Here is a 25,859-nt window from a genome sequence, read left to right on the forward strand (position 1 = left end):
TTTACTCACCTTTTATAATGGTTATTTTGATATCTATATTTTTATCATTTGCGTTCTTTACTGCATTACTGATTGATTTCCATTGTTCCGCAGTTGTTTTCTCCGGAAGGCCAATGTGTAATACTTTTTTATCTATTATATCCGATGTTAAATTTGTTCTATCCTTAGTATGCTCGGAGAACTGAGTCATCTTATTAACATAGCCATTGATGATATATTTTATGGCATCAGGTTTATTTAGTCTACTATCTGTTTGAGTGTTAATAGTTTTTACGCTAATCGCTATTTTATCTTTACTGTCATAATAATCAAAGGTTTTGAATCTATCCGGAAGTTTTGAGCCTGGCGGTAATTGTGTACCAATATAATGCTCAAACGGCATACCCTGCTGGTTGACAGAGGAACCTGACTGATACCACTTCATCGGGATTTTATTGCCCTTTTTATCGATGGTATAGATTTGATTTAAATCTGCATAACTGACCTTTCTGATATGTTTATGCATTCTGGCAGGATTACCTCTCCTGCCATTCACTGATGACATCAATATACTGTCGATAATAATTTCGGCAGTTGCTTTTTTCAGACCGGTAAAATCTGTTATATATTCCGCATATTGATTACGGACAAAATCATCAATATCATCATGTCGTTCAGTTTCACTGTAAGTAAAAAGCTGTACTTTTTCAGGTGCAACTGACCAGGGATAATAACGAATGCCGTCATCCGCTTTTGTCACCCAGTAATTTGTCAGTAAATTATCTTCAAGATATGTCTCCGGATATTTTGCCATTAACGCATCAAAACGTAATTTATCCGGTGAATTTGCAGATTCCTGCACAGTACAGTTGATCAGACGGCAACCTGCTGCAAGCAGGCGCTCTTTTTTAAAATTATCACCGTCAGCCAGTTCCTCTATCGCCTTTAATTCCTGCAAATGAAACTGACGGTTATAACGTTCAACGATCTCAGCAGCATCCGCCGCAGTGGTCAGCCCGTTGATATGGCCTGTTGCAATCAATCCGGCAACAGCACCTGTCATCCGGGCCAGCTGTGCCTGTTGTTCATGTTCCTGCGCTGTCTGATCTAAAGAATCGCCTAATATAATACCGGCTGCCGACGCTGCCAGCGCCCCGGTAACCGCTCCTCTGACACTCCGGTTGGTCAGCTCAGCTCTGACAGCAGCAACCGCAGCATGCGTAATTGCTTTGCCCGGTTCCGTTAATATTTCACCGTGGTCACCAATTAATTTTGCGCCCTCAGCATTAAACTGACTTCCCGTGTTACTGAGAAGCGCACTAATAAAGTTCTCCCTGAAACTTGTTTCTGATACTGCCGAACCCACCGCTGAGCTGATTACAGACTGGGCGGAAACGCGCTGTGCAACCTTGTGCCAATCTCCGTCACTCAGTAACGGAATCCGCGATTGTGCCGGATTTCCGTTCTGCCAGCCCATCGATTTATCCAGACCATTGAACGCCCCTCCGACAACCATCTGACCAATAACAGACTTAACACTTTCACTGCGCCCCAGAGATTTAAATGTTTCAGATAAATTGCCTTTATTCTCCGCCAGTGCAACCGCTGCCTGTGTTGTCAGTGCTATCATTCCGGAATGCGCGGCTCCGGAAATAACAGCGGCAGCCGTTCCTGTGGCTGCGGAAGATGCGGTACTCCCCGCCCACGCTGCCAGCCCGGAGCCCGATGTCGCAGCGGTGACGGCAACAGCCAGAACAGCTGATGCTACCTGATTAAGGTGCTGCTCTTTATAGTCCCAGCGCTGATAGGCATCAGCAACCCGGTTCCACTGAACATCATCGCGGGTTATCAGTTCTTTCAGCCAACCGGTTCCGGTATGGCTGCTCAGCATCATTGCGGATTCTTTAAATTCAGGAATGCTGAATGTTTTACTGTCTGCGGTTATGCCTTTTGCTGCATCAACAGATAAATTTCCGCCGTAATAAATCTGCGGTAACCGCCAGCGGCTCAGCGAGTGCCCCTGATCACGGCGGGTAATGTAGAACCCCCTGGAATGGCTGACGGTTTGCTCATAAAGTGAGTCGTTAACAGCTTTAAAATTAATTTTCCCTGAGATACTTTTCAGCCTGGCATTTTTAGCTGCTGAAATTTTTGCAGCTTCAAGTGTGATATCATCCAGGGCGATTAAATTAATATCTTCTTTCGATGTAAATTCTGTCGTTTTATTTTTTACTTCATGCTTTACCTTTGTAACTTCTTTTTTTGTTATACAGAATGTCCAACGATTACATTTCTTTTTCTTATCTTCATAATGACTCGTTTCTTCCATTGCCTGTGCATATAAATACCCGCCCTTTGCCGAGATATCCATTACACCATCAGAAATAAGCTCAGCACCCTGAAATAAAACACTGCCTTCAGACAATAGTGTTAATTTATTCTTGCTTTTTACCAGTGTACTGACATGGCGATATGTATCTTCCAGATAATCACGTCTTTTCTGACGATAGTGTATTTTTTCAGATCCCAACTGAATATTTCCACTGCTATGAATATATATATCATCATCAGAGGAGAGTATTGCTGCATGCAGATTAACATCACCTTCCGCCACTAATGTAATATTTTTCTTTGCTGTAAGATAAGAACTTACATAGCGATTATCAATGTAATCATCATAAGAATACCTTATTGCTGAATAAGGAATCCCTGCCAGGCTAAACTCCCCGCCAGAAAACAATAATAAAGACTCATCAGCATGCAGGCCTGCATTCAATAGATTTACATCTCCGGCAGAGTTAATAATAAAGTTTCTTTCTGAATGAATGCGTATTTTGGGCCTTAAATATCTTGCATAGATATCACTACGGCCTTCCCATTTTTTATCAAAGGTAATATCTATATTTCCGCCGGAATAAAAACCTATATCATTTTTGCTGCTAATATCTGTACCATTAATAGCAATATCACTTCCGGCATTCAGGGTGATATAATCTGAAAGTGTCCATTCCTGAAATTTATCTGACAGTGATTTTATTTCATAATCTGCCTTTTTTGTGGATATTCCTGATATCGTTTTCGGATCAAAATCAATCAGTATATTTTTTCGGGAAGATAAATCCACATGACTATTTAATGTGAATGCTATATTTTTGAATGTAATATCACCTCCTGCATCTGCATAGATGCCACCAGGTGCATGTAACAGAGGCAGCGCAGAAATGTCAGATGTAAATACAGGCCTGATTCCTGTTGAGTATATTACATCGCCTTTCTTTGCAATAAGAGACAGCTCACCGGACTTTATATTGGTATTTTCAAGTTCAATACTATCTGCTGTTAATGATAATGACTTACCCGCTACCAATGTACTTTCACGTGAATAAATTTTCTCTTTAGCCTGAACATTTAAATTATTAATTGCACCTATTTTTGACTTCAAATCTATTGATGAAGAATTCAACAATATATTTTCTGCAGCTAAATGATGACTAAAACTATCTCTGATAATCTCATTTACCGGATAGTGTTTTTCAGGGATCTTACTCTCTACATTAATTGTATTGCTATAATCTATAATCAGATTTTCTGAACTTACAGATGGACTGTCAGCCACCCCATGGCTAATCCATGTATAAAATTGCTCCTTTTTCTGAAAGGGAATTTTAATATCATTAACCATTACCCCGGGGGGAATAGTATCCGGCTCAACAAAAAAACGCAGCCATTCACTGTTTATATCTTCCGGTTCATATCTTTCCCATAGTTTTAAAATACCCAGACCATGATTTTTAATATTGATATCCTTGCCGGTTAAAACTATATTTCCCCCTGCAGATAAAAATGAATCATTATTGTCAAAGTGATTCGCATTTATATATATATTTTTACCGGAATCTATATACGCAGGATGATAATCACTCTTATATCTCACTGCATATTTTTCAACATTAACACTGTCATTAGCTAGTAAATCTATTTCATCAAACCATTTTTCATATTTAAAGTTTTTTAATTCCGGATATACAATCAATAACCCATCTCGCCGCCACATAGGCAAATAACGCAACTGATTCCCGACGCTGCGAACCTCGGTAGATTCTGCCGGAATCTTAAAAAACTCAACAGGCTCAGAGTTACTGACATTAGTTAATGTCTTCGCTTTTATAATTAAATTACCACGTTCAGACTTTAGTAACGCTGATTTATTAACAACACTCCTGCTAAAATCACCTTCCGGATTTTTTTGTATCCATAAATTTTCCTCTGCCTGTATAATTGCTTCGTGACCCTGATTATTAACAACATCAGAAAAAATACGTACATTACCTTTTGATATAACCTCTCCGGCATTTAAAATATAATTTGATATAAGAGTAGTGTCATGACCGGAAGTAATCTTTGCTTTATCTCCTATAATAATGTTATCGGCTATTACTCTTATTTTTTCTTTTGATGTTATATCTCTGGATAATAATACCGATTTTTTTGCTGCTACACTTATACCATTATTAACAGACTCAATATTATTTAGTTGTACATTGCCATCACTGCTTGTATTAATAATGCGAATTTTTTCAGCCGAAATCCCACCTTCCTCAGTCATATTTACTGATGATGATTGATTCCCCATAAAACCGGATATAGATTCCTGAATACCATCCTGGTAATTAATTTTATTTGTACCATTTATAATAAAAAGATTTTTTGTATTTATCTTTCCATTTATTTTCGTATCAGCACTGATAAGATTAGTATTTTTTTGTGCATATGTATCCATCCCTTTTTTATTTATCGTGATTGATCCATTTCTTACATTGAGAGATGAAAATTTATTTTCAGGATTAAAATTCACATTCCCCGTGGCAAGTGTAATATCTGGCGTGTTAATGAAATGACAGCCATCACAGGTAATACCATTGGGATTAGCAATAATAACTGATGCCGGGTTACCGGAAACCTCCATAGCCCCCGAAAAGTCAGATAGACCATCACTGATTACCTCATTAATAATTAAACTGGCACTACTCCCCCGCAGATTTATGTTTCCCTCTATTTCACCTGCCAGATAAGATTGACTGTCTTCTGTTCCGTTATTTAATACCACGCCGACTTCAGAAACATTAAACTTACTGTATTGATTATGTGACAATCTATTTCCATCCGGCCTTGAAATGTCAATAATAGTTATATCTCTTTTGACATTTACTTTTAAACGGTTATTAGCCGGAGTTATTTCTGATGCATATATATAATAGGGAAAAACAGAAAATAATATAATAAATAATTTTTTCATCTTATTAATAAAGCACATAACACCTCCGGTGTGTTAATTAAGCAATACAGTCATACACTCACCGGAAGATATCCTATGAACAATCATTGCTGATACTCATGATGACCTTATCAATAATAATTAATTCATTCCTGAAACAAATACCCTGTATTTTTATTTATTAATTTATAACTTTATCTATTTTTAGATCTTATGTTCTTTTTATGAAATCGTCATTTATTTCAAGTGGTAAAGTTCGTTTGGTTATTTACACTTAATATAATGATTAAAGGAATAAATCATGAAAAAAACATTAACGGCGTTATCATTCATTTCCGTTGCATTATTCTCTGCTGCTGTTGCCGCCGGACCGGGAAGCACAGAATATACCTACCGTAACGGCGATAAAATCCGGGTAGCCAGTCCGGAAGCGGAAACATCGCTGTTTAAAGATAAATCAGGGAAACCGGTTTTGGTGATTACATCACCGGATAACCGCGGGATCTCGCATAATATTTTTACTGACTATAATGTCGGCAAGAAAGGCCTCGTCATTCATAATAAAGAAAATGCCAACACCATTATTAATGAAGTGATCGGCGACAATAAAACCCACCTGCGCGGTAATACCTTTGTCGCCGGCGGCAAGGCCAGTCTGGTGATTGTTAACCCGAATGGTGTGATCTGTCAGGATTGCAGCTCAACCAATACCTCACTCTATTCTCACCGCGAAACACTGCCGGTGGTTATCAATGCTGCAAAAAATAATGAGGTCATTTTTGATGCCCGCAAACCGCTGCATGCATCAGAACGTCTGACCGGCATCAGTCATAATATTTCCGTAAATTCACCGCGCTGACCCCCTGTTATACCGCCGTTTTCACGGCGGTATTGCTTTTATCAGAAACTTTCCCTGCCGCAGACTGTCATACCTGTAACAACACAGCCCTGTGATCACACCGTATTAACTTAAGAAAACTCTTATTGCGGCGATCACAGAATAACGTATTGATAATACAGATAACTGACTGTGTATCATCAGGGAAAAAAATGACCATTTATGATCTAAAACCGAAGTTTCAGAACTTGCTGCGTCCCGTGGTAATCCGCCTGTTTAATGCCGGAATCACGGCCAACCAGGTCACGCTGGCGGCGATGTTCCTTTCCCTGCTTACCGGTTTCATCCTGATCCTGTTTCCCGATCCGCGCCTGTTTCTGCTTCTGCCGCCGGTGCTGTTTATCCGGATGGCGCTCAATGCCATTGACGGCATGCTGGCCCGCGAACATCACCAGAAAAGCCGCTTCGGCGCGATCCTCAATGAACTGGGCGATGTGGTATCCGATACGATTCTTTATTTCCCGTTTGTCCTGCTGTTTCCGGGAGCCGCCATCTGGATACTGCTGACCCTGTTTCTCTCTGTACTGACTGAATTTATTGGTGTACTGGCACAAACTATCGGGGCATCACGCCGCTATGACGGCCCTGCCGGAAAAAGTGACCGCGCCTTTCTGTTCGGCGCACTGGGTCTGTGGGCGGCGGTTTTTCCCGCATCCCTTGACTCCGTCCTGTTTCCTGTATTGTTTGCGGTCTTTGCCGCCCTGCTGCTTCTTACCTGTTATCACCGTATCCGGCGTGCGTTGCAGGAATCTGCGCAACAAAGCGCATCTCAAAAGGACTGATTATGAGTGTATCTTCTGATTATCCGACTCAGCGTGAATCCATTGAATCTCACTTTACCACCAGTGACCAGCAGCGGTTATTCTTCCGTTACTGGCCTTCCGCAACCGCAGAAAAGAAAGCCATTGTGCTGTTTCACCGGGGTCATGAGCACTCCGGACGTGTGGCACATCTTGCGGATGAGCTGGCGTTACCTGATTTCGCGGTATTTGCCTGGGATGCCAGAGGTCACGGCCGCAATGACGGGCCCAGAGGCTACAGCCCGTCGATGGGCACATCTATCAGCGACATCAATGAATTTATTAACTTCATTTCATCTGAGTATGAAATTCCTATCGAGAACATGGTCGTGCTCGGACAAAGTGTCGGCGCAGTCACCCTGACCGGCTGGGTGCATGATTTCGCACCGAAGATCCGGGGTCTGGTACTGGCTTCTCCGGCCTTTAAAGTCAAACTCTATGTGCCGTTTGCCCGCAGCGGACTGGCGCTGATGCAGAAAATTCGCGGGCTGTTTTATGTTAATTCCTACGTTAAAGCCAAATATCTCACCCACGACCCGGTACGTATCGCTTCATTTGAGCGGGATCCGCTGATCACCCGGCCGATTGCCGTCAATATCCTGCTGGAGCTCTACAAAACCGCTGACCGTCTGGTGGCGGATGCTGCCGCGATAACAGTGCCGACTCAGCTGTTTATCTCCGGCAGTGACCACGTGGTGCACCGCAAGCCGCAGAATCAGTTCTATGCGCGGCTTAACACCCCGTATAAAGAAAAACATATTCTGCCGGGGTTTTATCACGACACTCTGGGCGAAAAAGATCGTCATATCCCGCTGGCGGAAATCCGCCGCTTTGTCACCACCCTGTTTGAACAGCCGCGCTATCAGCACGATTACCGGTTTGAGGATGTGTGCAGCGCCGGTGCCGATGCTTATCGTGAATTGCAGGTTCCGCTGCCGGATTACTGCCCGAAAAATCTCGGTTATAAACTGCTCAGCAAAGCGATGTCCACCCTCGGCAAAGCCTCGGAAGGCGTCAGTATCGGCTACGATAAAGGCTTTGATTCCGGATCCACCCTCGATTATGTCTACCGTAACCAGGCTCAGGGCAAAGGCATTTTCGGCCGCATTGTTGACCGCCAGTATCTCAACAGTATCGGCTGGCAGGGGATCCGCCAACGCAAAGTGAATATTGAGAAAATTCTGCGCCGCACCATCCGGGCATTGCAGGAAGAGGGTCAGCCGGTGCGGATCATGGATATCGCTGCCGGTCAGGGCCGCTATCTCTTTGATGCAATTAATGATTACAGCCGGATAGAATCTGTTCTGATGCGCGATTACAGCACCATCAATGTGGAACAGGGTCGTTTACAGATCAAAGAGCGCTTCCTGGAAGACAAAATCCGTTTTGAAGAGGGCAATGCCTTTGATACCGCCGATCTGGCGGCGGTCACCCCGAAACCGACCCTCGGTGTGGTGAGCGGGTTATATGAACTGTTCCCGGAAAACCATCTGCTGCGCGATTCCCTTGCCGGGCTGGCGCAGGCGATTGAAAGCGGCGGTTATCTTGTCTACACCTGTCAGCCGTGGCACCCGCAGGTAGAAATGATAGCCCGCGTTCTGCCGAGCCATCAGGGCGGAAAAGCCTGGGTGATGCGCTGCCGCAGCCAGGGGGAAATGGATGCGCTGGTGGATGAGGCCGGATTTGAAAAACTGGATCAGCTCATTGATAACTGGGGTATTTTCAGTGTCTCAGTCGCCAGACGCCGCTGATTGTTATCATACTGATGAAGATGCGCCTTTTTGCGCATCTTCTGTTTTACAGGGAATGAAAAATTATGTCTGATGCCGCACTGCCGCTGCCCGCTTCCCGCCGTAAACGGTGGGGATTTGCCCTGCTCTGGCTGCTGTTTCTGGCACCTTTCTTTTTTCTGACTTACGGACAGGTCAATACCTATACCGCTTCGCTGCCGTCAGTCCCTTCTTTTGCGTTCAGCTGGGAAACACATATTCCGTTTCTGCCGTGGACAATTATTCCGTACTGGAGCATCGATCTCTTCTACGGATTATCCCTGTTTATCTGCACCTCTCTGCGCGAACAGTGTATTCACGGGCTTCGGCTGGCAGTTGCGTCACTGACAGCCTGCGCCGGGTTCCTGATCTTTCCGCTGAAATTCAGTTTTCTCCGTCCGCAGACAGACGGTACCGCAGGCTGGATGTTTGACCAGCTGGAGATGTTTGATCTGCCGTTTAACCAGGCCCCTTCTCTGCATATCATTCTGCTGTGGCTGCTGTGGCTGCGCTTCCGGGCGCACACACCGCAGAAATGGCAATGGCTTCTGCACCTGTGGTCAATTCTGATCTTAGTTTCTGTACTGACAACCTGGCAGCACCATTTTATTGATGTGATCACCGGTGCCGCCACCGGTGTGGTGATAAGCTATCTGCTGCCGGTAAGTACACGCTGGCAGTGGGCCCCGCACCGTATCCGCCGCGGCTATCAGCTGGCCGGACGGTACGCCGTTATTTCGCTGGTGCTGATAACAGCGGCTGTCGTGATAGGTGGTCAGGGCTGGTGGCTGCTGTGGCCGGGGCTGGCATTTTTATGCATCACGGCGGGTTATCTCGGGGCCGGCGCATCAGTGTTTCAGAAGGACAGCGCCGGGCGCATTTCACCCTCTGCCGCACTCCTGCTGCTGCCATACCGGATTGCGGCGCAAATCAGCTATTACTGGTATGCAAAACGGTCCCGTCACACCAGTGTGGTCAATGAGCATATCGCGCTGGGTGGTTATCCTGCCGCACCACTGACGGCTGCCGCCGTACTGGATATGACAGGGGAATTTCCCCGCAGCCGCTATACCGCCGGGCTGGCTTATCACTGTCAGCCGCAGCTGGATCTGTTTCCGCTGACAGAGATGCAGATTGAAACGGCGGTGAACAATCTCAGCCGCCTGGCGCAATCCGGTCAGGTTTATGTACACTGTAAACTGGGTTACACCCGCAGTACTACCGTCGTGGTCGCCTGGCTGATACGTGCCGGGCTGGCAGACAATGTGGAGCAGGCGCTGGCGGCCGTCAGACAGGCCCGGCCACAAATTGTTCTGCGGGAACAGACAATTGCCGCCCTGACCCGCTGGGCAGCCCGTTACGGAAAAAACGATGAATAACAGACCTCATGACGAACAGATAATTGTGATTTTTACGGCGGGCTGGCGTTTTTTGGCTGCCTTATCGGTGATGGCCTTTCTGACGCAGTTTCTGCTTTATATTTCCGGTTTTTCCGGTGAATATCCGATGGCGGCGGGGATCCTGTTCTTTCTGTGCGCCATGTATTTTATCTTCCGGTTGTGGCTGGATCACCATCTGTTCCGCCGCCTGGCACAATCGTCCGATACCGATATTTTTGATGAATCCCTGACGACACTGTTTCCGGGCAGAGCACAGCACACCCACTTCTCACAGCGCTGGCGCGGCACAAAACGGTTGTTTCAGCAGGGCGCTCTCTGCATGGTGCTCCAGTGGGGGGTGACGGTGATTGCCCTGCTTAACTGATGGTCACAGCCGCAGGATATCTTTGACAAACGGAATGGTCAGTTTGCGCTGAGCAACAATCGAGGCATGATCAAGCCTGTCCAGCATATCAAACAGTGTGCGCATCTGACGGTCGAGGCGTTTTAAGATAAAGCGCCCGACATCTTCCGGCAGCTCAAACCCGCGCAGCTTTGCCCGCAGTTGCAGTGCCTGAATTTTTTCGTCATCACTAAGCGGATGAAGTTTGTAAATCTGCCCCCAGTCAAGACGGGAAGCGAGATCCGGTAACTGCAGCGGGATCTGGCGCGGCGGTCTGTCCCCGGTGATCAGCAGACAGGTCTTGCCGGTCTCCAGAATACGGTTATAGAGATTAAACAGCGCCATTTCCCACTCTTCATCCCCCGCAATACACTGTACATTATCAATGCAGACCAGCGACAGATGCTCCATGCCTTCCAGCACATCCGGCACAAACCAGGCACGCTTATCCAGCGGTACATAGCCGACCGCCCGGTCTTTGGAAGAGACTTCGGCACAGGCCGCATGCAGCAGATGACTTTTACCGCCACCATCACGGGACCAGAAATAGAGATAGCTGCCGTGCGGCTGATTGATAGCCGCCTGAATAGCGGATAACAGGGATGCGTTTTCCCCTGCGTAGAAACTGTTGAAAGTCTCATCATCAGGGAGAGAGAGCGGTAATGACAGCTGAGATGGCGTGTTCAGAGTTACCTCGGCCAACGGGTGAACAAACACCGTTAGTTTAACATAAATTCACCGGCTAAATGAACCTTAACAACATACTTCCCGTACTCAGTGACGGAAAAAGCCGCAGAACCTACATGCCCGGCTTTACGGGCTCATCAGTCACTGCGGCTTTTTTCTGCTATCAGAATCAGTCTTTCTTCACTTCATCCAGATTCACATCCACTACCCGCTCTTCCGGACGGATAATATTCACCAGACGGAACACCAGTGCCAGACCAATGCCGACAACCGTTGCCAGTGCCATCCCTTTCAGTTCAGCCGCACCGATATGAATGGTTGCACCACTGACACCGATAATCAGGATAACCGCCGTCAGGATCAGGTTCTGCGGCTTGTTATAATCCACTTTGGAATCAATCAGCACGCGGATACCGGATGCACCGATAACCCCGTACAGCAGCAGTGATACCCCGCCCATCACCGGCACCGGCACAGCAGCAATGGCTGCCGCCAGTTTACCGACACAGGAGAGCAGAATCGCCAGTACCGCCGCCCCGCCGATAACCCAGGAGCTGTACACTTTGGTGATGGCCATAACGCCGATGTTTTCGCCGTAGGTGGTGTTCGGTGTGGAGCCGAAGAAGCCGGACAGTACGGTCGAGAAGCCGTTGGCAAACATCGAACGGTGCAGACCCGGGTCTTTCATCAAATCACGTTTGACAATATTCGCCGTGACCACCAGGTGACCGACGTGTTCGGCAATCACCACCAGCGCGGCCGGTAAGATGGTCAGAATAGCGAACCACTCAAAACGCGGTGTGTAGAACGTCGGCAGTGCAAACCACGGAGCTTCACTTACCGGGGTCAAATCCACCGCGCCCATAAAGAAGGCCAGCGCATACCCGGTCAGTACTCCGATAAGGATCGGAATAATCGCCAGGAAGCCGCGGAACACCACAGAGCCGAGAATCGTCACCCCGAGAGTGGTCAGGGAGATAATCAGCGTGGTGCTGTCCGGAGACGCACCATCCGCGATTTTCAGCCCGGCCATACCGGCAGCGGTTCCTGCCAGTTCAAGACCGATGACCGCCACAATCGCACCCATGGCCGCAGGCGGGAACAGCACGTTGATCCAGCCGCGTCCGGCGATTTTGACAATCCCCGCCACCAGCATAAATAACAGCCCGCAGATGATAAACCCGCCGAGAGCGAGTTCATACCCGAGCGGCAGTAAAATCAGCACCGGTGAAATAAAGGCAAAGCTTGAGCCCAGGTACGCCGGGATTTTTCCTTTACAGATAAACAGATACAGCAGCGTCCCGATACCGTTAAATAACAGGATCGTGGCCGGGTTTACCTGAAACAGGATCGGCACCAGAACGGTAGCACCGAACATCGCAAACAGGTGCTGTAAACTTAACGGAATGGTGACCAGCAGTGGTGGGCGTTCATCGACTTCAATAACGCGGCGCGTCATCTTAAACCTCTTAAATGATTACTCAGGGATATGCCAAAAAAAAGCCGACTATCAAGTCGGCTCATTAACTTATTTCGTACCAAATATCTTATCGCCCGCATCACCCAGGCCCGGCACAATGTAACCGTGTTCGTTAAGGTGATCGTCGATGGATGCGGTATACAGCTCAACATCCGGGTGGGCTTTTTCCAGCGCTTTCAGACCTTCCGGCGCTGCAACCAGCACAAGGATTTTAATCGCGGTGCAACCTGCTTTTTTCAGCAGATCGATGGTAGCGATCATTGAACCGCCGGTTGCCAGCATCGGGTCAACCACCAGCGCCATACGCTCTTCAATATTAGAGGCTAATTTCTGGAAGTACGGTACCGGCTCCAGTGTTTCTTCATCACGGTAAACACCGACAACACTGATACGGGCACTCGGGATGCTTTCCAGCACACCGTTCATCATACCGATACCCGCACGCAGGATTGGCACAACGGTAATCTTTTTACCCTTGATTTGTTCAATTTCGACCGGACCACACCAGCCGTCAATTGTCACTTTCTCAGTTTCTAAGTCTGAAGTTGCTTCATAGGTCAGCAGGCTACCGACTTCTGAGGCCAGTTCACGAAAGCGTTTTGTGCTTATATCATGATCTCGCATCAGGCCAAGTTTGTGTTTAACGAGCGGGTGTTTTACCTCGACGACTTTCATGGGTTCTCCTACTGTGTAAGCCCTGGCGGACAAAAAAATCGCGAGATTATACCGCTTTTCTTTCGCAGCGCCACCCCGGATTTGTTGATTATAGTCAATTATCACGCGTTTCATGTTTGTTACATGAATAAGTGTGATCTGACGCATTTTGACAAAAACCGGCGTAAATCCTCTCGCAAACGTTTGCGTGGCCTGTTAGAATAGCCGCGTTTTCGATACACCCACTTACTTGCAATCGCCGTTGGGGGCCGCAGTGACTGACAAAACTTCCCTGAGTTACAAAGATGCCGGTGTTGATATTGATGCCGGTAATGCCTTAGTTTCCCGTATTAAGCATGTTGTCAAAGAGACACGCCGTCCTGAAGTTATGGGCGGGCTGGGTGGTTTCGGTGCGCTGTGTGCGGTACCGCAGAAATATAAAGAACCGGTGCTGGTTTCCGGCACCGACGGCGTCGGCACCAAGCTGCGCCTGGCGATGGATCTGGCGCGTCATGACACTATCGGTATTGACCTCGTCGCCATGTGTGTGAACGACCTGGTGGTCGCCGGTGCTGAGCCCCTCTTCTTCCTCGACTATTACGCGACCGGCAAACTGGATGTCGATACTGCCGCCCGGGTGGTCACCGGTATTGCCGAAGGCTGCAAACAGGCGGGTTGTGCGCTGGTCGGTGGTGAAACCGCTGAGATGCCGGGCATGTATCACGGCGATGATTATGACGTGGCCGGGTTCTGTGTCGGTGTGGCGGAAAAATCAGAAATCATCGACGGCAGCAAAGTCCGCGCCGGTGATGTGCTGATAGCACTGGCCTCCAGCGGCCCGCACTCCAACGGCTATTCTTTGATCCGCAAAATCCTTGAGGTCAGCAAAACTGACCCGGCAGCCACAGAGCTTGACGGCAAATCACTGGCGGATCATCTGCTGGCACCGACAAAAATCTATGTTAAATCTGTGCTGAAACTGATCGAAAACACCGATGTTCACGCCATCGCCCACCTGACCGGCGGCGGTTTCTGGGAAAATATCCCGCGTGTATTACCGGCCTGCACCCAGGCGCGGATTGATGCCTCATCCTGGCAGTGGCCGTCTGTCTTTAACTGGCTGCAAAAAGCCGGGAATGTGGAAGACTATGAAATGTACCGCACCTTCAACTGTGGTGTCGGTATGGTGATTGCGCTGCCGGCAGCGTCTGTGCCTGCCGCCCTCGCCCTGCTGACAGAGGCGGGTGAAAATGCATGGCTGATCGGTGATATCGCGGTCTGCCGTGAAGATGAACCACAGGTCATCATCCGCTGATGAAAAAACGCCTTGTTGTCCTGATTTCCGGCAGCGGCAGTAATCTGCAGGCGTTGATTGACGCCTGCAATTCAAAAGCTCTCAATGCGGAAATTGTTGCGGTCTTCAGTAATAAAGCGGACGCTTACGGGTTACTCCGCGCACAACAGGCCGGTATTCCCGCACTGGCACTCAGTCCGGCGGAATTCTCTTCACGGGATGATTTTGATGCCGCATTGCAGGCACAGATTGATGAGTATCAACCGGATTTACTGATCCTCGCCGGATATATGCGGATTCTGACACCCGCCTTTGTCCGCCATTACCACGGCAGAATGCTCAATATCCACCCGTCTCTGCTGCCGAAATATCCGGGTCTGCATACACACCGCAAAGCGCTGGAGAACGGCGATGCCGAACACGGTACCTCTGTACATTTTGTCACGCAAGAGCTGGACGGCGGCCCGGTCATTTTACAGGCACGCATTGCCGTTCTGCCGGATGATACTGAAGACACTCTCACCGCCCGGATACAACAGGAAGAACACCGCATCTATCCGCAGGTGGTTAACTGGTTTGTGCAGGGGCGTCTGGCACTGAAAGAAGACGGGATATATCTGGACGGGAAATTATATTTTCACAATACGCTCTGATTCTCTCCGCCCGGTTTTTCCGGGCGTTTTTCATAACTACCGCAGTTTCGCCATCTCATTAAGATACGCTTTGCGCTGTCCGGTATAATTCCACCACGGCTGTGCCGGTTGTCCTGCAAGAAAATCAGTGACTGACCAGAACACATCAATAACACAGGGATCCTGACGGACGCCGGTTACCGCGCAGAGCATTTCATACATAATCACCGGGTCTGAACCGGTAATATCCTGCGGCGTCTCATACCCCAACAGACGCAGATCTTCCGCCATCGCCTCGCCGATATTCGGCAGGTCGGTAAGCGTATAAAGACGGGTGCGGCACACTTTTGTCGGGTTCATGGAAATATCCGGTATTTATTAATGATATGCGTACTACCACATACTTTATCATCTGTCTGCTGTGACCGGTACTCAAATAACACGTAATTGCCATAATTTTACACGGCTGTGCCCATCGTGACGCGGAAAAGCGGATCCCCGGATAATTCCGTTTCTGTTATGTGTTACACTGACTGATAAAATACAACCAATATCGAGGTGATTTATGTCCGGTGGTACTGCTGTTCCGCCTGTAAAACTGCGCCCGCTTGAGCGTGAGGATTTAGCTTTTGTTCATCAGATGGATAATAACGCCAGCATTATGCGTTATTGGTTTGAGGAGCCGTATGAAGCCTTTATTGAATTAAGTGATTTATACGATAAGCATATTCACGATCAGTCAGAACGCCGCTTCATTGTGGAAAGCGACGGCACCAAGATCGGGCTGGTGGAACTGGTGGAAATCAATCATGTACACCGCCGCGCTGAATTCCAGATTATTATCGCCCCGTCACATCAGGGTCACGGATTTGCGTCCCGCGCTGCCCGTCTGGCTATGGATTATGCGTTTTCTGTCCTCAATCTGTATAAACTGTATCTGATTGTGGATATCGAAAACGAAAAAGCGATCCACATCTATAAAAAGCTCGGTTTTCATACCGAAGGCCAGTTAATTGATGAGTTTTTCGTCAACGGGGAATACCGCACTGCCATCCGTATGTGTATTTTTCAGCCGGAATATCTGGTCATGAAAAATAAATCTGCGGATGCGGAAAGCTACGTTGAAAAAAATGCCCGCGTAAAGCAGAACCTGTAACGATTTTTTAGTAAACTGTACGCTGTGTTCAACCCTGATTCAGAGTAACCCGTTCCGGAGTAACAATGTCCCAAGATAGGCTCTATATGGAAAAAGAACTCAGTTGGCTGTCGTTCAACGAGCGGGTTCTTCAGGAGGCCGCCGACAAACGCAACCCGCTGATTGAGCGCATGCGTTTTCTGGGCATTTACTCAAATAACCTAGATGAGTTTTATAAAGTCCGCTATGCGGATGTGAAACGCCGCATCCTGATTAATGAGGAACAGCGTGGTTCCGGCGCCAGCGGGCGCCATCTGCTGCGTAAAATTGAAAACAAAGTGGCAAAACAGGATCAGGCATTTGATACCCTGTATAACGACCTGCTGCTGGAAATGGCACGTAACCAGATTTTCCTGATCAACGAACGCCAGATTTCGCCGAAACAGCAAATCTGGCTGCGTCAGTATTTCCGTCAGCATCTGCGCCAGCACATCACGCCGATTATGATCCAGACCAGCACCGATCTGGTCGAATTCCTCAAAGACGATTACACCTATCTGGTGGTGGAGATTGTCAAATCCGGCCGTGAGACCCGCTATGCACTGCTGGAAATTCCGTCTGATAAAGTGCCGCGTTTTGTTAATCTGCCGACCGAAAACGGCCGCCGCCGCCAGTCGATGATCCTTATCGACAATATTCTGCGCTACTGCCTGGATGAAATCTTCAAGGGCTTCTTCGATTTCGATGCCCTCAATGCCTATTCCATGAAAATGACGCGCGATGCGGAATATGACCTCGCCACCGAAATGGAATCCGGGATGCTGGAGCTGATGTCCTCCACCCTGAAACAGCGTCTGACCGCTGAGCCGGTGCGCTTTGTTTATCAGCGCGATATGCCGGATGAAATGGTGACGCTGCTGCGTGAAAAACTCGGCCTGACCAATGATGATTCCGTCATTGCCGGCGGTCGCTATCATAATTTCAAGGACTTCATCCGCTTCCCGAATGAAGGCAATAAGAATTTATTAAACAAACCGCTGCCGCGTCTGCGTCATGTCTGGTTTGATCATCACCGCAACGGGTTTGATGCTATCCGCGAACGGGATGTGCTGCTCTATTACCCGTATCACACTTTTGAGCATGTGCTGGAACTGCTGCGCCAGGCCTCTTTTGACCCGAGCGTGATTTCCATCAAGATGAATATCTACCGTGTCGCCAAGGACTCCCGCATTATCGATTCCATGATCCACGCGGCACACAACGGTAAAAAAGTCACCGTAGTGGTGGAATTACAGGCACGTTTTGATGAAGAAGCCAATATTCACTGGGCGAGACACCTGACGGCAGCCGGGGTGCATGTTATTTTCTCCGCGCCGGGGCTGAAAATCCACGCCAAACTGTTTATTATCTCGCGGCTGGAAGACGGGGATGTGATCCGCCGTTATGCCCATATCGGCACCGGTAACTTCAACGAAAAAACCGCGCGTATCTACACGGATTACTCGCTGCTGACCGCCAACGAAGAGATCACCAATGAAGTCCGGCGCGTGTTCAACTTTATTGAGAACCCGTACCGCCCGGTCTCCTTTGATAACCTGATGGTGTCGCCGCAGAATTCACGGGCAATGCTGAATCAGCTGATTGATGATGAAATTGCCAATGCACTGGCCGGTTATGAAGCCGGAATTACACTGAAGATCAACAACCTGGTGGATAAGCAGCTGAGTGAGCGTCTCTATGATGCCTCAGAAGCCGGGGTGAAAATCCGTCTGCTGGTGCGCGGCATGTGCGCACTGGTGCCGGGACAGGTGCCGTACAGTGAGAATATCCAGGTGACCAGTATTGTTGACCGTTTCCTGGAGCATGACCGGGTGTATGTGTTCACCAACAAAGGGGACGAAAAAGTCTATCTCTCCTCTGCGGACTGGATGACCCGCAATATCGATTACCGGATTGAAGTGGCGGTTCGCCTGCTGGATCCGGTGCTGCGCCGGCGGGTGCTCGATATTCTGGATATTCAGTTCAGTGATAATGAGAAGGCGCGTTATCTCGACAAAGAGATGTCCAACCATTATGTGCCGCGCGGCAACAAGCGGAAAGTCCGCTCGCAGATGGCAGTTTATGACTATATTCGTTCCCTGGAACAACCGGATAATTAAAAGGCCCGTGCATGCCATTATCACTGATCACTGAAAAAGATCGTCCGCTGGAAATTGCAGCTATCGACCTCGGGTCGAACAGCTTTCATATGGTGATTGCCCGTATTGTCAACGGCGCACTCCAGGTTCTCAGCCGCCTGAAACAGCGGGTGTATCTGGCTGAAGGCTTAAATGATCAGAATGAGCTGAGCGAAGAAGCCATGGAGCGCGGGCTGGCCTGCCTGGCGCTGTTTGCCGAGCGCCTTCAGGGCTTTCCCGCCGCACAGGTCACGATTGTCGGGACACACAGTCTGCGTGAGGCAGTCAATGCGCACGAGTTTCTCGAACGCGCCGCGTCCGTTATCCCCTATCCGATTGAAATTATTTCCGGTCACGAAGAAGCACGCCTGATTTTTATGGGTGTTGAACACACACAACCGGAAAAAGGCCGCAAACTGGTGATTGATATCGGCGGCGGTTCAACAGAGCTGGTGATCGGCGAACGTTTTGAACCGATTTTAATCGAAAGCCGCCGTATGGGCTGTGTCAGTTTCAGCCGTCAGTTTTTTCCGGACGGTAAAATCACCGAGGCCAACTTTAACCGCGCCAGGCTGATGGCCGTTTCCAAACTGGAAAACCTGGCGATTGCTTTCCGTGTGCAGGGCTGGGATGTATGCCTCGGCGCATCCGGCACCATCAAAGCGGCCTGTGAGATCCTGCGTGAACTGGGGGAACGGGACGGTATTATCACCCCTGTCCGCCTGGAAATGCTGGTCAAACAGGTGCTGCGTTACAAACGGTTTGATACCCTGAATTTACCGGGGCTGTCTGACGACCGCAAAAAAGTGTTTGTGCCGGGCCTGGCAATTCTGTGCGGTCTGTTTGACGCGCTGGAAATCACTGAACTGCGCCTGTCTGCCGGTGCCCTGCGCGAAGGGGTGCTGTATGAGATGGAAGGCCGTTTCCGCCATCAGGACATCCGCCAGCGTACCGCGCAAAGCCTGGTGGAACACTATAACGTGGATAACGCCCAGGTACTGCGTGTCCTCACCACCATGAAAAACCTGTACCGTCAGTGGGCGGAGCAGAATCCGTCCCTGGTTGATCCGCAGCTGGAAGCCATTCTGGTCTGGGCGGTCTGGCTGCATGAAGTCGGGCTGAGCATCAACCTTTCCGGCCTGCACCGTCATTCGGCCTATATTCTGCAGAACACCAATTTACCGGGATTCACCCAGGAACAGCAACTGCTGCTCGCCACACTGGTACGTTACCACCGCAAAGCGGTAAAAAGTGACGATATCCCGAAATTCACACTGTTTAAACGTAAACAGGTCATCCCCCTGATACAGATCCTGCGCCTCGCGGTCTTACTGAATAATCAGCGCCAGTCCACCACCAAACGCTCCTCACTGCGTCTGGAGACCAATGAAGGACACTGGACCCTGTTTTTTCCGCGCCGCTATCTGACTATCAACACATTAATGCAGCTTGATCTGGAAAAAGAGCAGGCTTACTGGGATGATGTGCCCGGCTGGCACCTCGGTATAAAAGAAGAAGACGTCTGACAGAGAATCCCCGGCCGGTCTTATTTGTTTAAAAGTTTTATGTGTAAAGGAAAATCATGTCTGAACACAGTTTCTCCATTGATAACTCATCACCGGTCAATCCGCACTCCCAGCGGCTGGCCCACATTCGTCAGCAGGTTTTGCCTCTGTTCCTCAACGACTCACAGTTTGTGGAAACCATTCTGGGCACCGCCGATGAACATGCCAGGCTCAGTGATGATGAACTGCATTCAAAATCGAAGTTAGTCAAAAATCTGCTGACTGACCTCCACGCCGCTGACCTTGCGGATATGCTGGAAGCCCTGCCCTATGATGAGCGTCTCGCGCTCTGGCATCTGATTGATAACCACCAGCGCGGGGAAGTGCTGGTGGAAGCCTCTGTGTCCGTGTGGGACAGTCTGATTAAAGATATGTCAGACAAAGAGCTGCTGCGTGCCGTTGCCACCCTGCATGTGGATGAGCAGGCGTATATCGCCGAGCACCTGCCGCGCGATACCATGCGCCGCCTGCTGACCTATCTGGAACCAAGTCTGCGTAACCGCATCCGCACCGTTCTTCAGTACCCGGCGGACAGTATCGGGCAGATGATGGACTTTGAGTTTGTCACCGTGCGCGGCAATGTTCCGCTGAAAACGGTTCAGCGTTTTCTGCGCTACCGCAGCAATATCCCGGAAGCCACCGATAAAATCTTTGTTATTGACAGCAATAATATTTTGCAGGGCGAACTGCCGCTGACCACCATTCTCACCCAGTCGCCGGACAAACTGGTCTCTGATGTGATGAAAACCGAGCCGGTCACCTTCCTGCCGGATGAAAAAGGCGAAGATGCTTCCGGTGCATTCGAACGTTATGACTTAATTTCCGCCGCGGTTGTGGACAATAACGGGCGGCTGCTCGGACGGCTCACCGTTGAGGATATCGTTGATAACCTGAATGAAGAAAGTGAAGAAAACATCCGTCGTATGGGGGGCTTAAGTCCGGAAGAGGATGTGTTTGCCCCGGTCGGCCAGGCAGTGAAAAACCGCTGGGCGTGGCTGGCGATTAACCTCTGTACCGCGTTTGTCGCTTCCCGCGTGATTGGCGTGTTTGAGCATACCATTTCCCAGCTGGTTGCACTCGCCACCCTGATGCCGATTGTTGCCGGTATCGGCGGTAACACCGGTAACCAGACCATTACCATGATTGTCCGCGCCCTGGCGCTTCACCAGATCCAGAAAGGCAGTTTTTCCTTCCTGCTGCTGCGTGAGCTGGGCGTTGCCTTTATCAACGGCGTGGTCTGGGGCGGGATTATGGGGGTCGTTACGTACCTGCTCTACGGCGATATCGCTATGGGTGCGGTAATGACGCTGGCTATGGTGCTTAACCTGCTGATGGCCGCCATCATGGGTGTGCTTATCCCGCTGACGATGATGAAACTCGGACGCGACCCGGCACTCGGCTCCAGTGTGATGATCACCGCCATCACCGATACCGGCGGATTTTTCATCTTTTTAGGTCTCGCCACCCTGTTCCTGGTCTGATTTTTGCTCAGATAGTCCTTTGCGGCCACGGAAAGAGAAGTTTTGCTTCTGCTCTCCGTGGCCGTTTTTGACTCTTCCGGCTGCGTTTCTGCCCTCTTGTCATCACCCCGCCACAGAGTATTATGATGCCGGACTGACAATATCCGGTGAATATGATCACTTCTGTACTGCTGCTCTGAAATAATCCTCATGCCGCTCACACTTATTTATATTTATTTACCGCTATTAATTCACGGGTATATTGATAAGCCTTATTCATATAATGCTATTAATCGTATTTTATAAACCCGTATTACTGGTAAATAATAATAAGGGCTGAACCTTTAATTATTCCGCTAATTATCTGTTCCGGTTTTCATAATATGCTGTCATTCCGGATTCCTTAACGTTATCATCCGTGACGCAAATCATATTTAGTTCAATAATCCATCTTATGGCATACAGCAAGAATGTTCATCTTGTTTTGGCCGATGCTGTTTACAATATACGGAACTTCTTGCTATAACAAAGCATACCCTCCGGTAACAGACAATTCCCGTTTTTTATTTCCGGTTATCCCTGTGATAACCGGGATGCTGTTGCCGCCACCTCTCTTTTGGGAAACACAAATGAGAAAAAAAATGACACGACCCCCGTCATTGAATAAATGAGTAAATAAAAGGACATAATTATGACAACCGATACATCGCCATTAAGTCAGCCTCAGGCAAGGCCATTAAATAAAAACGATTATAAAACACTGGGATTATCTTCCCTCGGCGGCACGCTTGAATTCTATGATTTTGTCATATTTGTCTTTTTTACCGGAACACTAACCCACCTGTTTTTCCCGGGTGATAACGAGTTTATCGCCCAGATGAAAACGCTGGGAATTTTCGCCGCCGGTTACCTGGCGCGCCCGCTCGGCGGGATCATTATGGCGCATTTCGGCGATATTATCGGCCGCAAGCGCATGTTTACCCTGAGTATCTTCCTGATGGCGGTGCCGGCACTGGTTATCGGTATGCTGCCGACCTATGAAAGTATCGGTGTGGCAGCACCTGTCCTGTTACTGCTGATGCGGATTTTACAGGGTGCGGCTATCGGCGGTGAAATGCCCGGCGCATGGGTATTTATCGCTGAACACACACCGGAACAGCGCTACGGGCTGGGTGTCGGTACGCTGACCTCCGGGATCACCGGCGGTATTTTGCTCGGCTCGCTGGTCGCTATCGCCGTTCAGGCTTCTTATACTGCGGCGGAAGTGACTGCATGGGCATGGCGTATTCCGTTTATCCTCGGTGGTGTGTTCGGCCTGATTTCGGTGTATCTGCGCCGCTTTTTGCAGGAAACCCCGATCTTTAAAGAGATGGCGGCCAAACGGACATTGTCCGAAGAGATGCCGGTAAAAACAGTTCTGAAAAACCATAAAATGGCCTGTTTTGTCACCGCCGGGCTGACCTGGTCATTATCCACCGCTATCGTGGTGATCATCCTGATGACCCCGTCCGTTGTGGTTGAAAAGATGTACGGCATTGATCGCACATTGTCATTACAGGCAAACTGCGTGGCCACACTGACCTTAACCCTCGGCTGTATTTTCTGGGGCTGGCTGGAAGATAAGATCGGCAGCCGTGTGACACTGGCATTGTCCTGGGGCGGATTAGCGATCACCGCATTCCACTTCTACAGTGCACTGTCACCGGATATTGCGGCGGCTTCGCTGGTGATTAACTATGCGGTGATGGGCTTTTTTGTCGGTGCGATTGCCACCACACCAATCATCAGTACGCGGGCATTTCCGCCGGCAATCCGTTTCTCTGGTTTGTCTTTTGCCTACAACATGGCTTACGCGGTATTCGGCGGCTTAACGCCGATGCTGACCGGTGCCTGGTTACAGAAAAGTGCAATGGCACCGGCGTATTATGTGGCAGGCGTGTCCGTACTGGCGATTATCATCGGTTTCTTACCGCTGGCACACAAAGGCTGGACAGCGCGTAAAGCACAGAATGTGAAAACTGTCGCAGCACAACAGTCTTAACGAAACAGGTAAAACAGCAAGGGCGGATGATTATCCGCCCTTTTTCTTTTCCGTCTTCCGAATCAGCGCCAGGCAGGGTTTTTCATTACCGAATATTTACCCGGGCCGATAAAGGCCAGTGCAATACCGCTGATAAAGAAATACATCAGGCTTTCAATCGCCCACGCCCCTGTCGGATCCAGCATAAAGGTTTTATTTACCCCGATCATCAGCCAGGCAACGACCATGGTAAAAGACACCAGCAATGCGGACGGACGGGTCAGAATGCCGAGGATAATAAAGACCGGCGCGACAATTTCCCCGAAATAGGTACCGTAAGCAATAAACTCCGGTAACCCGAAAGAGGCCAGCAGCCCTTTTATCCCCGCCGCACCGGTGAGTAATTTACCGATACCATGAAACAACATTAATCCGCCGACCGCCAGCCGCAGTAATAATTTCCCTGCATCGTCGTGTGATAACAGCCTGTTGATTAGACCAGTCATAATATACCCCTGTTGAATGAGAATCTTACTCATTGTGAGTATACGCAGTGATACGCAAAGCGGTAGCGGCAACATTCAGTGACAGTGAATTCCGGAAAATTTCATTCATTTTAATTGTTAAGAATATGCTGGCAAAAACAAAACCCAATGCTTTATATTTTCTTATAATATCTGTGTGTTATCTTTTTCAATACTATCGGTCAGGTCTTATTTATCCGTTCGTTAACAAAAGCCATGCTGTTTCTGTCAAATTATCTGAAAATCATCATCAAAAATACTTACCTGTCTTCCGTCTGTTTCGTCACACTTTTTTGAAAGAGTTAACATCAATTTGCATCTCTCCGCCCTACACTGGCAAACAGGTTTCTGAGTAATACTGTTGTATCTGATAAGGAGATGTCATGAAGAAGAATATTATCGCCGGTTGTCTGTTCTCACTGTTTTCCCTTTCCGCACTGGCCGCGATCCCGGCAGGCAACGATGCCACCACCAAGCCGGATTTATATTATCTGAAAAATGAACAGGCTATCGACAGCCTGAAACTGTTACCGCCACCGCCGGAAGTCGGCAGTATTCAGTTTTTAAATGATCAGGCAATGTATGAGAAAGGCCGTATGCTGCGCAATACCGAGCGCGGAAAACAGGCACAGGCAGATGCTGATCTGGCCGCAGGGGGTGTGGCAACCGCATTTTCAGGGGCTTTCGGCTATCCGATAACCGAAAAAGACTCTCCGGAGCTCTATAAACTGCTGACCAATATGATTGAGGATGCCGGTGACCTTGCCACCCGCTCCGCCAAAGAACATTACATGCGCATCCGGCCGTTTGCGTTTTACGGCACAGAAACCTGTAATACCAAAGATCAGAAAAAACTCTCCACCAACGGATCTTACCCGTCCGGTCATACGTCTATCGGCTGGGCAACGGCACTGGTGCTGGCGGAAGTGAACCCGGCAAATCAGGATGCGATTCTGGAACGGGGTTATCAGCTCGGACAGAGCCGGGTGATTTGCGGCTATCACTGGCAGAGTGATGTGGATGCCGCGCGGATTGTCGGTTCAGCCGCTGTCGCGACATTACATTCCGATCCGGCATTTCAGGCGCAGTTAGCGAAAGCCAAACAGGAATTTGCGCAAAAATCACAGAAATAAGCAGTGATATCTGGTCAGGGCAGTGCAATATCTGCCCTGAAATCCCTGTTTATTCCCACATCCAGCGGTCTTCCCGATCCCAGCCTTTTGTTTTCATGCAGTTGTAGAAATAGCGGTTGCGGCTGTCTTCATTCACATCCATCACATAACTTTCCGTTACCGGTGTCTGCTCTTTGTAGGTTTTGCTGTTACCGCAGTCATCGTCTTTTTTGCAGCGTTTCTCCACATCCCGCATCACACTGCGCTGGGCAACTTCATTTTTGACCGGATAAAGCTTATGTGATTCCGGTTCACAGAAAGCATTTGCCTCTGCCCGTGTGTATTCAGAGCCGCCCGGAACTTCCACCCAGACAGAAGAACAACCGGACAGCAGCAGTGCAGAGACAAGAATAAGTCTGTTTTTCATCATTATAGTGTGTATTATCAGCTTGTTAAGAATGCGTAATATTACTGCACATCATAAACTGAGTAAACCGCACCGGTAATATTTCCTTAAGGGATGATAAAGTGGCTGACATAAAGGCAGACTCCGCTGAAACCACGTATATTTACCTGTATCAACGTTATTTTCACAATTCTTCCATTTTTACGATCA

At 48.7% G+C, this 25,859-nt stretch carries 20 protein-coding genes; 13 read left to right on the forward strand and 7 right to left on the reverse strand.

Going from position 1 to position 25,859, the window contains the following annotated elements:
* Position 1: 1 nt before the first annotated feature.
* Positions 2 to 5,293, reverse strand: coding sequence for a DUF637 domain-containing protein (locus tag HMPREF3119_RS12735; protein ID WP_070579927.1), 5,292 nt, complete (start codon positions 5,291 to 5,293; stop codon positions 2 to 4).
* 262 nt (positions 5,294 to 5,555) lie between these two features.
* On the opposite strand from HMPREF3119_RS12735, the gene HMPREF3119_RS12740 reads away from it, so the two are divergent.
* The 5 genes from HMPREF3119_RS12740 (at position 5,556) to HMPREF3119_RS12760 (ending at position 10,485) form a co-directional block, all read left to right on the forward strand.
* Positions 5,556 to 6,113, forward strand: a complete 558-nt coding sequence (locus HMPREF3119_RS12740) for a two-partner secretion domain-containing protein (RefSeq protein WP_004239928.1) — start codon at positions 5,556 to 5,558, stop codon at positions 6,111 to 6,113.
* Between the two features lie 191 nt (positions 6,114 to 6,304).
* Positions 6,305 to 6,934: a CDP-alcohol phosphatidyltransferase family protein gene (locus tag HMPREF3119_RS12745; protein ID WP_032098383.1), complete on the forward strand. Its 630-nt coding sequence runs from the start codon at positions 6,305 to 6,307 to the stop codon at positions 6,932 to 6,934.
* Between the two features lie 2 nt (positions 6,935 to 6,936).
* On the forward strand, positions 6,937 to 8,703 hold the full coding sequence (locus tag HMPREF3119_RS12750) for a bifunctional alpha/beta hydrolase/class I SAM-dependent methyltransferase (RefSeq protein WP_004235262.1): 1,767 nt from the start codon (positions 6,937 to 6,939) through the stop codon (positions 8,701 to 8,703).
* Positions 8,704 to 8,768: 65 nt separating this feature from the next.
* A complete protein-coding gene (locus tag HMPREF3119_RS12755) occupies positions 8,769 to 10,100 on the forward strand; it encodes a dual specificity protein phosphatase family protein (protein WP_070579929.1) in 1,332 nt (443 codons plus the stop codon).
* A complete protein-coding gene (locus HMPREF3119_RS12760; protein WP_004239924.1) occupies positions 10,093 to 10,485 on the forward strand; it encodes a hypothetical protein in 393 nt (130 codons plus the stop codon). Before HMPREF3119_RS12755 ends, HMPREF3119_RS12760 begins: the two co-directional genes overlap by 8 nt.
* Positions 10,486 to 10,488: 3 nt before the next feature.
* Here HMPREF3119_RS12760 and hda read toward each other — a convergent pair whose 3' ends face one another.
* The 3 genes from hda to upp all read right to left on the reverse strand — a co-directional run bounded on the left by hda (position 10,489) and on the right by upp (position 13,345).
* Positions 10,489 to 11,205, reverse strand: a complete 717-nt coding sequence (gene hda / locus HMPREF3119_RS12765) for a DnaA inactivator Hda (protein WP_004239923.1) — start codon at positions 11,203 to 11,205, stop codon at positions 10,489 to 10,491.
* 154 nt (positions 11,206 to 11,359) lie between these two features.
* The gene (uraA, locus tag HMPREF3119_RS12770) at positions 11,360 to 12,649 is read right to left on the reverse strand and encodes a uracil permease (protein WP_004235257.1); all 1,290 of its coding nucleotides are present in this window, start codon (positions 12,647 to 12,649) and stop codon (positions 11,360 to 11,362) included.
* 69 nt (positions 12,650 to 12,718) lie between these two features.
* Positions 12,719 to 13,345: a uracil phosphoribosyltransferase gene (upp, locus tag HMPREF3119_RS12775; RefSeq protein WP_004235255.1), complete on the reverse strand. Its 627-nt coding sequence runs from the start codon at positions 13,343 to 13,345 to the stop codon at positions 12,719 to 12,721.
* Positions 13,346 to 13,598: 253 nt separating this feature from the next.
* Between upp and purM the strand changes: the two genes are divergently transcribed.
* Positions 13,599 to 14,639 (forward strand): phosphoribosylformylglycinamidine cyclo-ligase, encoded by a 1,041-nt coding sequence (gene purM, locus HMPREF3119_RS12780; protein WP_015422770.1) that lies wholly within the window; start codon positions 13,599 to 13,601, stop codon positions 14,637 to 14,639.
* Entirely contained in the window at positions 14,639 to 15,271 is a 633-nt protein-coding gene (gene purN / locus HMPREF3119_RS12785) for a phosphoribosylglycinamide formyltransferase (RefSeq protein WP_070579931.1), read from the forward strand. The genes purM and purN overlap by 1 nt, the downstream gene beginning before the upstream one ends.
* Positions 15,272 to 15,307: 36 nt before the next feature.
* Here purN and HMPREF3119_RS12790 read toward each other — a convergent pair whose 3' ends face one another.
* Positions 15,308 to 15,610 (reverse strand): helix-hairpin-helix domain-containing protein, encoded by a 303-nt coding sequence (locus HMPREF3119_RS12790; RefSeq protein ID WP_004239921.1) that lies wholly within the window; start codon positions 15,608 to 15,610, stop codon positions 15,308 to 15,310.
* Between the two features lie 205 nt (positions 15,611 to 15,815).
* Here HMPREF3119_RS12790 and speG point away from each other — a divergent pair, with 205 nt between their 5' ends.
* The 5 genes from speG (at position 15,816) to HMPREF3119_RS12815 (ending at position 23,628) form a co-directional block, all read left to right on the forward strand.
* Positions 15,816 to 16,406 carry a spermidine N1-acetyltransferase gene (gene speG, locus HMPREF3119_RS12795; RefSeq protein WP_004235247.1) on the forward strand — a complete coding sequence of 197 codons (591 nt, stop codon included), beginning with the start codon at positions 15,816 to 15,818 and terminating at the stop codon, positions 16,404 to 16,406.
* 65 nt (positions 16,407 to 16,471) lie between these two features.
* On the forward strand, positions 16,472 to 18,544 hold the full coding sequence (gene ppk1, locus HMPREF3119_RS12800; protein WP_015422771.1) for a polyphosphate kinase 1: 2,073 nt from the start codon (positions 16,472 to 16,474) through the stop codon (positions 18,542 to 18,544).
* An 11-nt stretch (positions 18,545 to 18,555) separates the two neighbouring features.
* Positions 18,556 to 20,088, forward strand: coding sequence for an exopolyphosphatase (gene ppx / locus HMPREF3119_RS12805; protein WP_004239919.1), 1,533 nt, complete (start codon positions 18,556 to 18,558; stop codon positions 20,086 to 20,088).
* Positions 20,089 to 20,144: 56 nt separating this feature from the next.
* Positions 20,145 to 21,608 (forward strand): magnesium transporter, encoded by a 1,464-nt coding sequence (mgtE, locus tag HMPREF3119_RS12810; RefSeq protein ID WP_004235243.1) that lies wholly within the window; start codon positions 20,145 to 20,147, stop codon positions 21,606 to 21,608.
* A gap of 670 nt (positions 21,609 to 22,278) precedes the next feature.
* The gene (locus tag HMPREF3119_RS12815; protein ID WP_070579933.1) at positions 22,279 to 23,628 is read left to right on the forward strand and encodes an MFS transporter; all 1,350 of its coding nucleotides are present in this window, start codon (positions 22,279 to 22,281) and stop codon (positions 23,626 to 23,628) included.
* A gap of 62 nt (positions 23,629 to 23,690) precedes the next feature.
* Here HMPREF3119_RS12815 and HMPREF3119_RS12820 read toward each other — a convergent pair whose 3' ends face one another.
* On the reverse strand, positions 23,691 to 24,113 hold the full coding sequence (locus HMPREF3119_RS12820; RefSeq protein ID WP_004235241.1) for a DoxX family protein: 423 nt from the start codon (positions 24,111 to 24,113) through the stop codon (positions 23,691 to 23,693).
* Between the two features lie 401 nt (positions 24,114 to 24,514).
* On the opposite strand from HMPREF3119_RS12820, the gene phoC reads away from it, so the two are divergent.
* The gene (gene phoC / locus HMPREF3119_RS12825) at positions 24,515 to 25,264 is read left to right on the forward strand and encodes an acid phosphatase PhoC (RefSeq protein WP_004235240.1); all 750 of its coding nucleotides are present in this window, start codon (positions 24,515 to 24,517) and stop codon (positions 25,262 to 25,264) included.
* Positions 25,265 to 25,313: 49 nt separating this feature from the next.
* On the opposite strand, the gene HMPREF3119_RS12830 is transcribed toward phoC, so the two are convergent.
* Positions 25,314 to 25,673 carry a hypothetical protein gene (locus tag HMPREF3119_RS12830; RefSeq protein WP_004239914.1) on the reverse strand — a complete coding sequence of 120 codons (360 nt, stop codon included), beginning with the start codon at positions 25,671 to 25,673 and terminating at the stop codon, positions 25,314 to 25,316.
* Between the last annotated feature and the right edge of the window lie 186 nt (positions 25,674 to 25,859).

This window comes from Morganella sp. HMSC11D09 (assembly GCF_001807955.1).
Lineage (GTDB): Bacteria > Pseudomonadota > Gammaproteobacteria > Enterobacterales > Enterobacteriaceae > Morganella > Morganella morganii.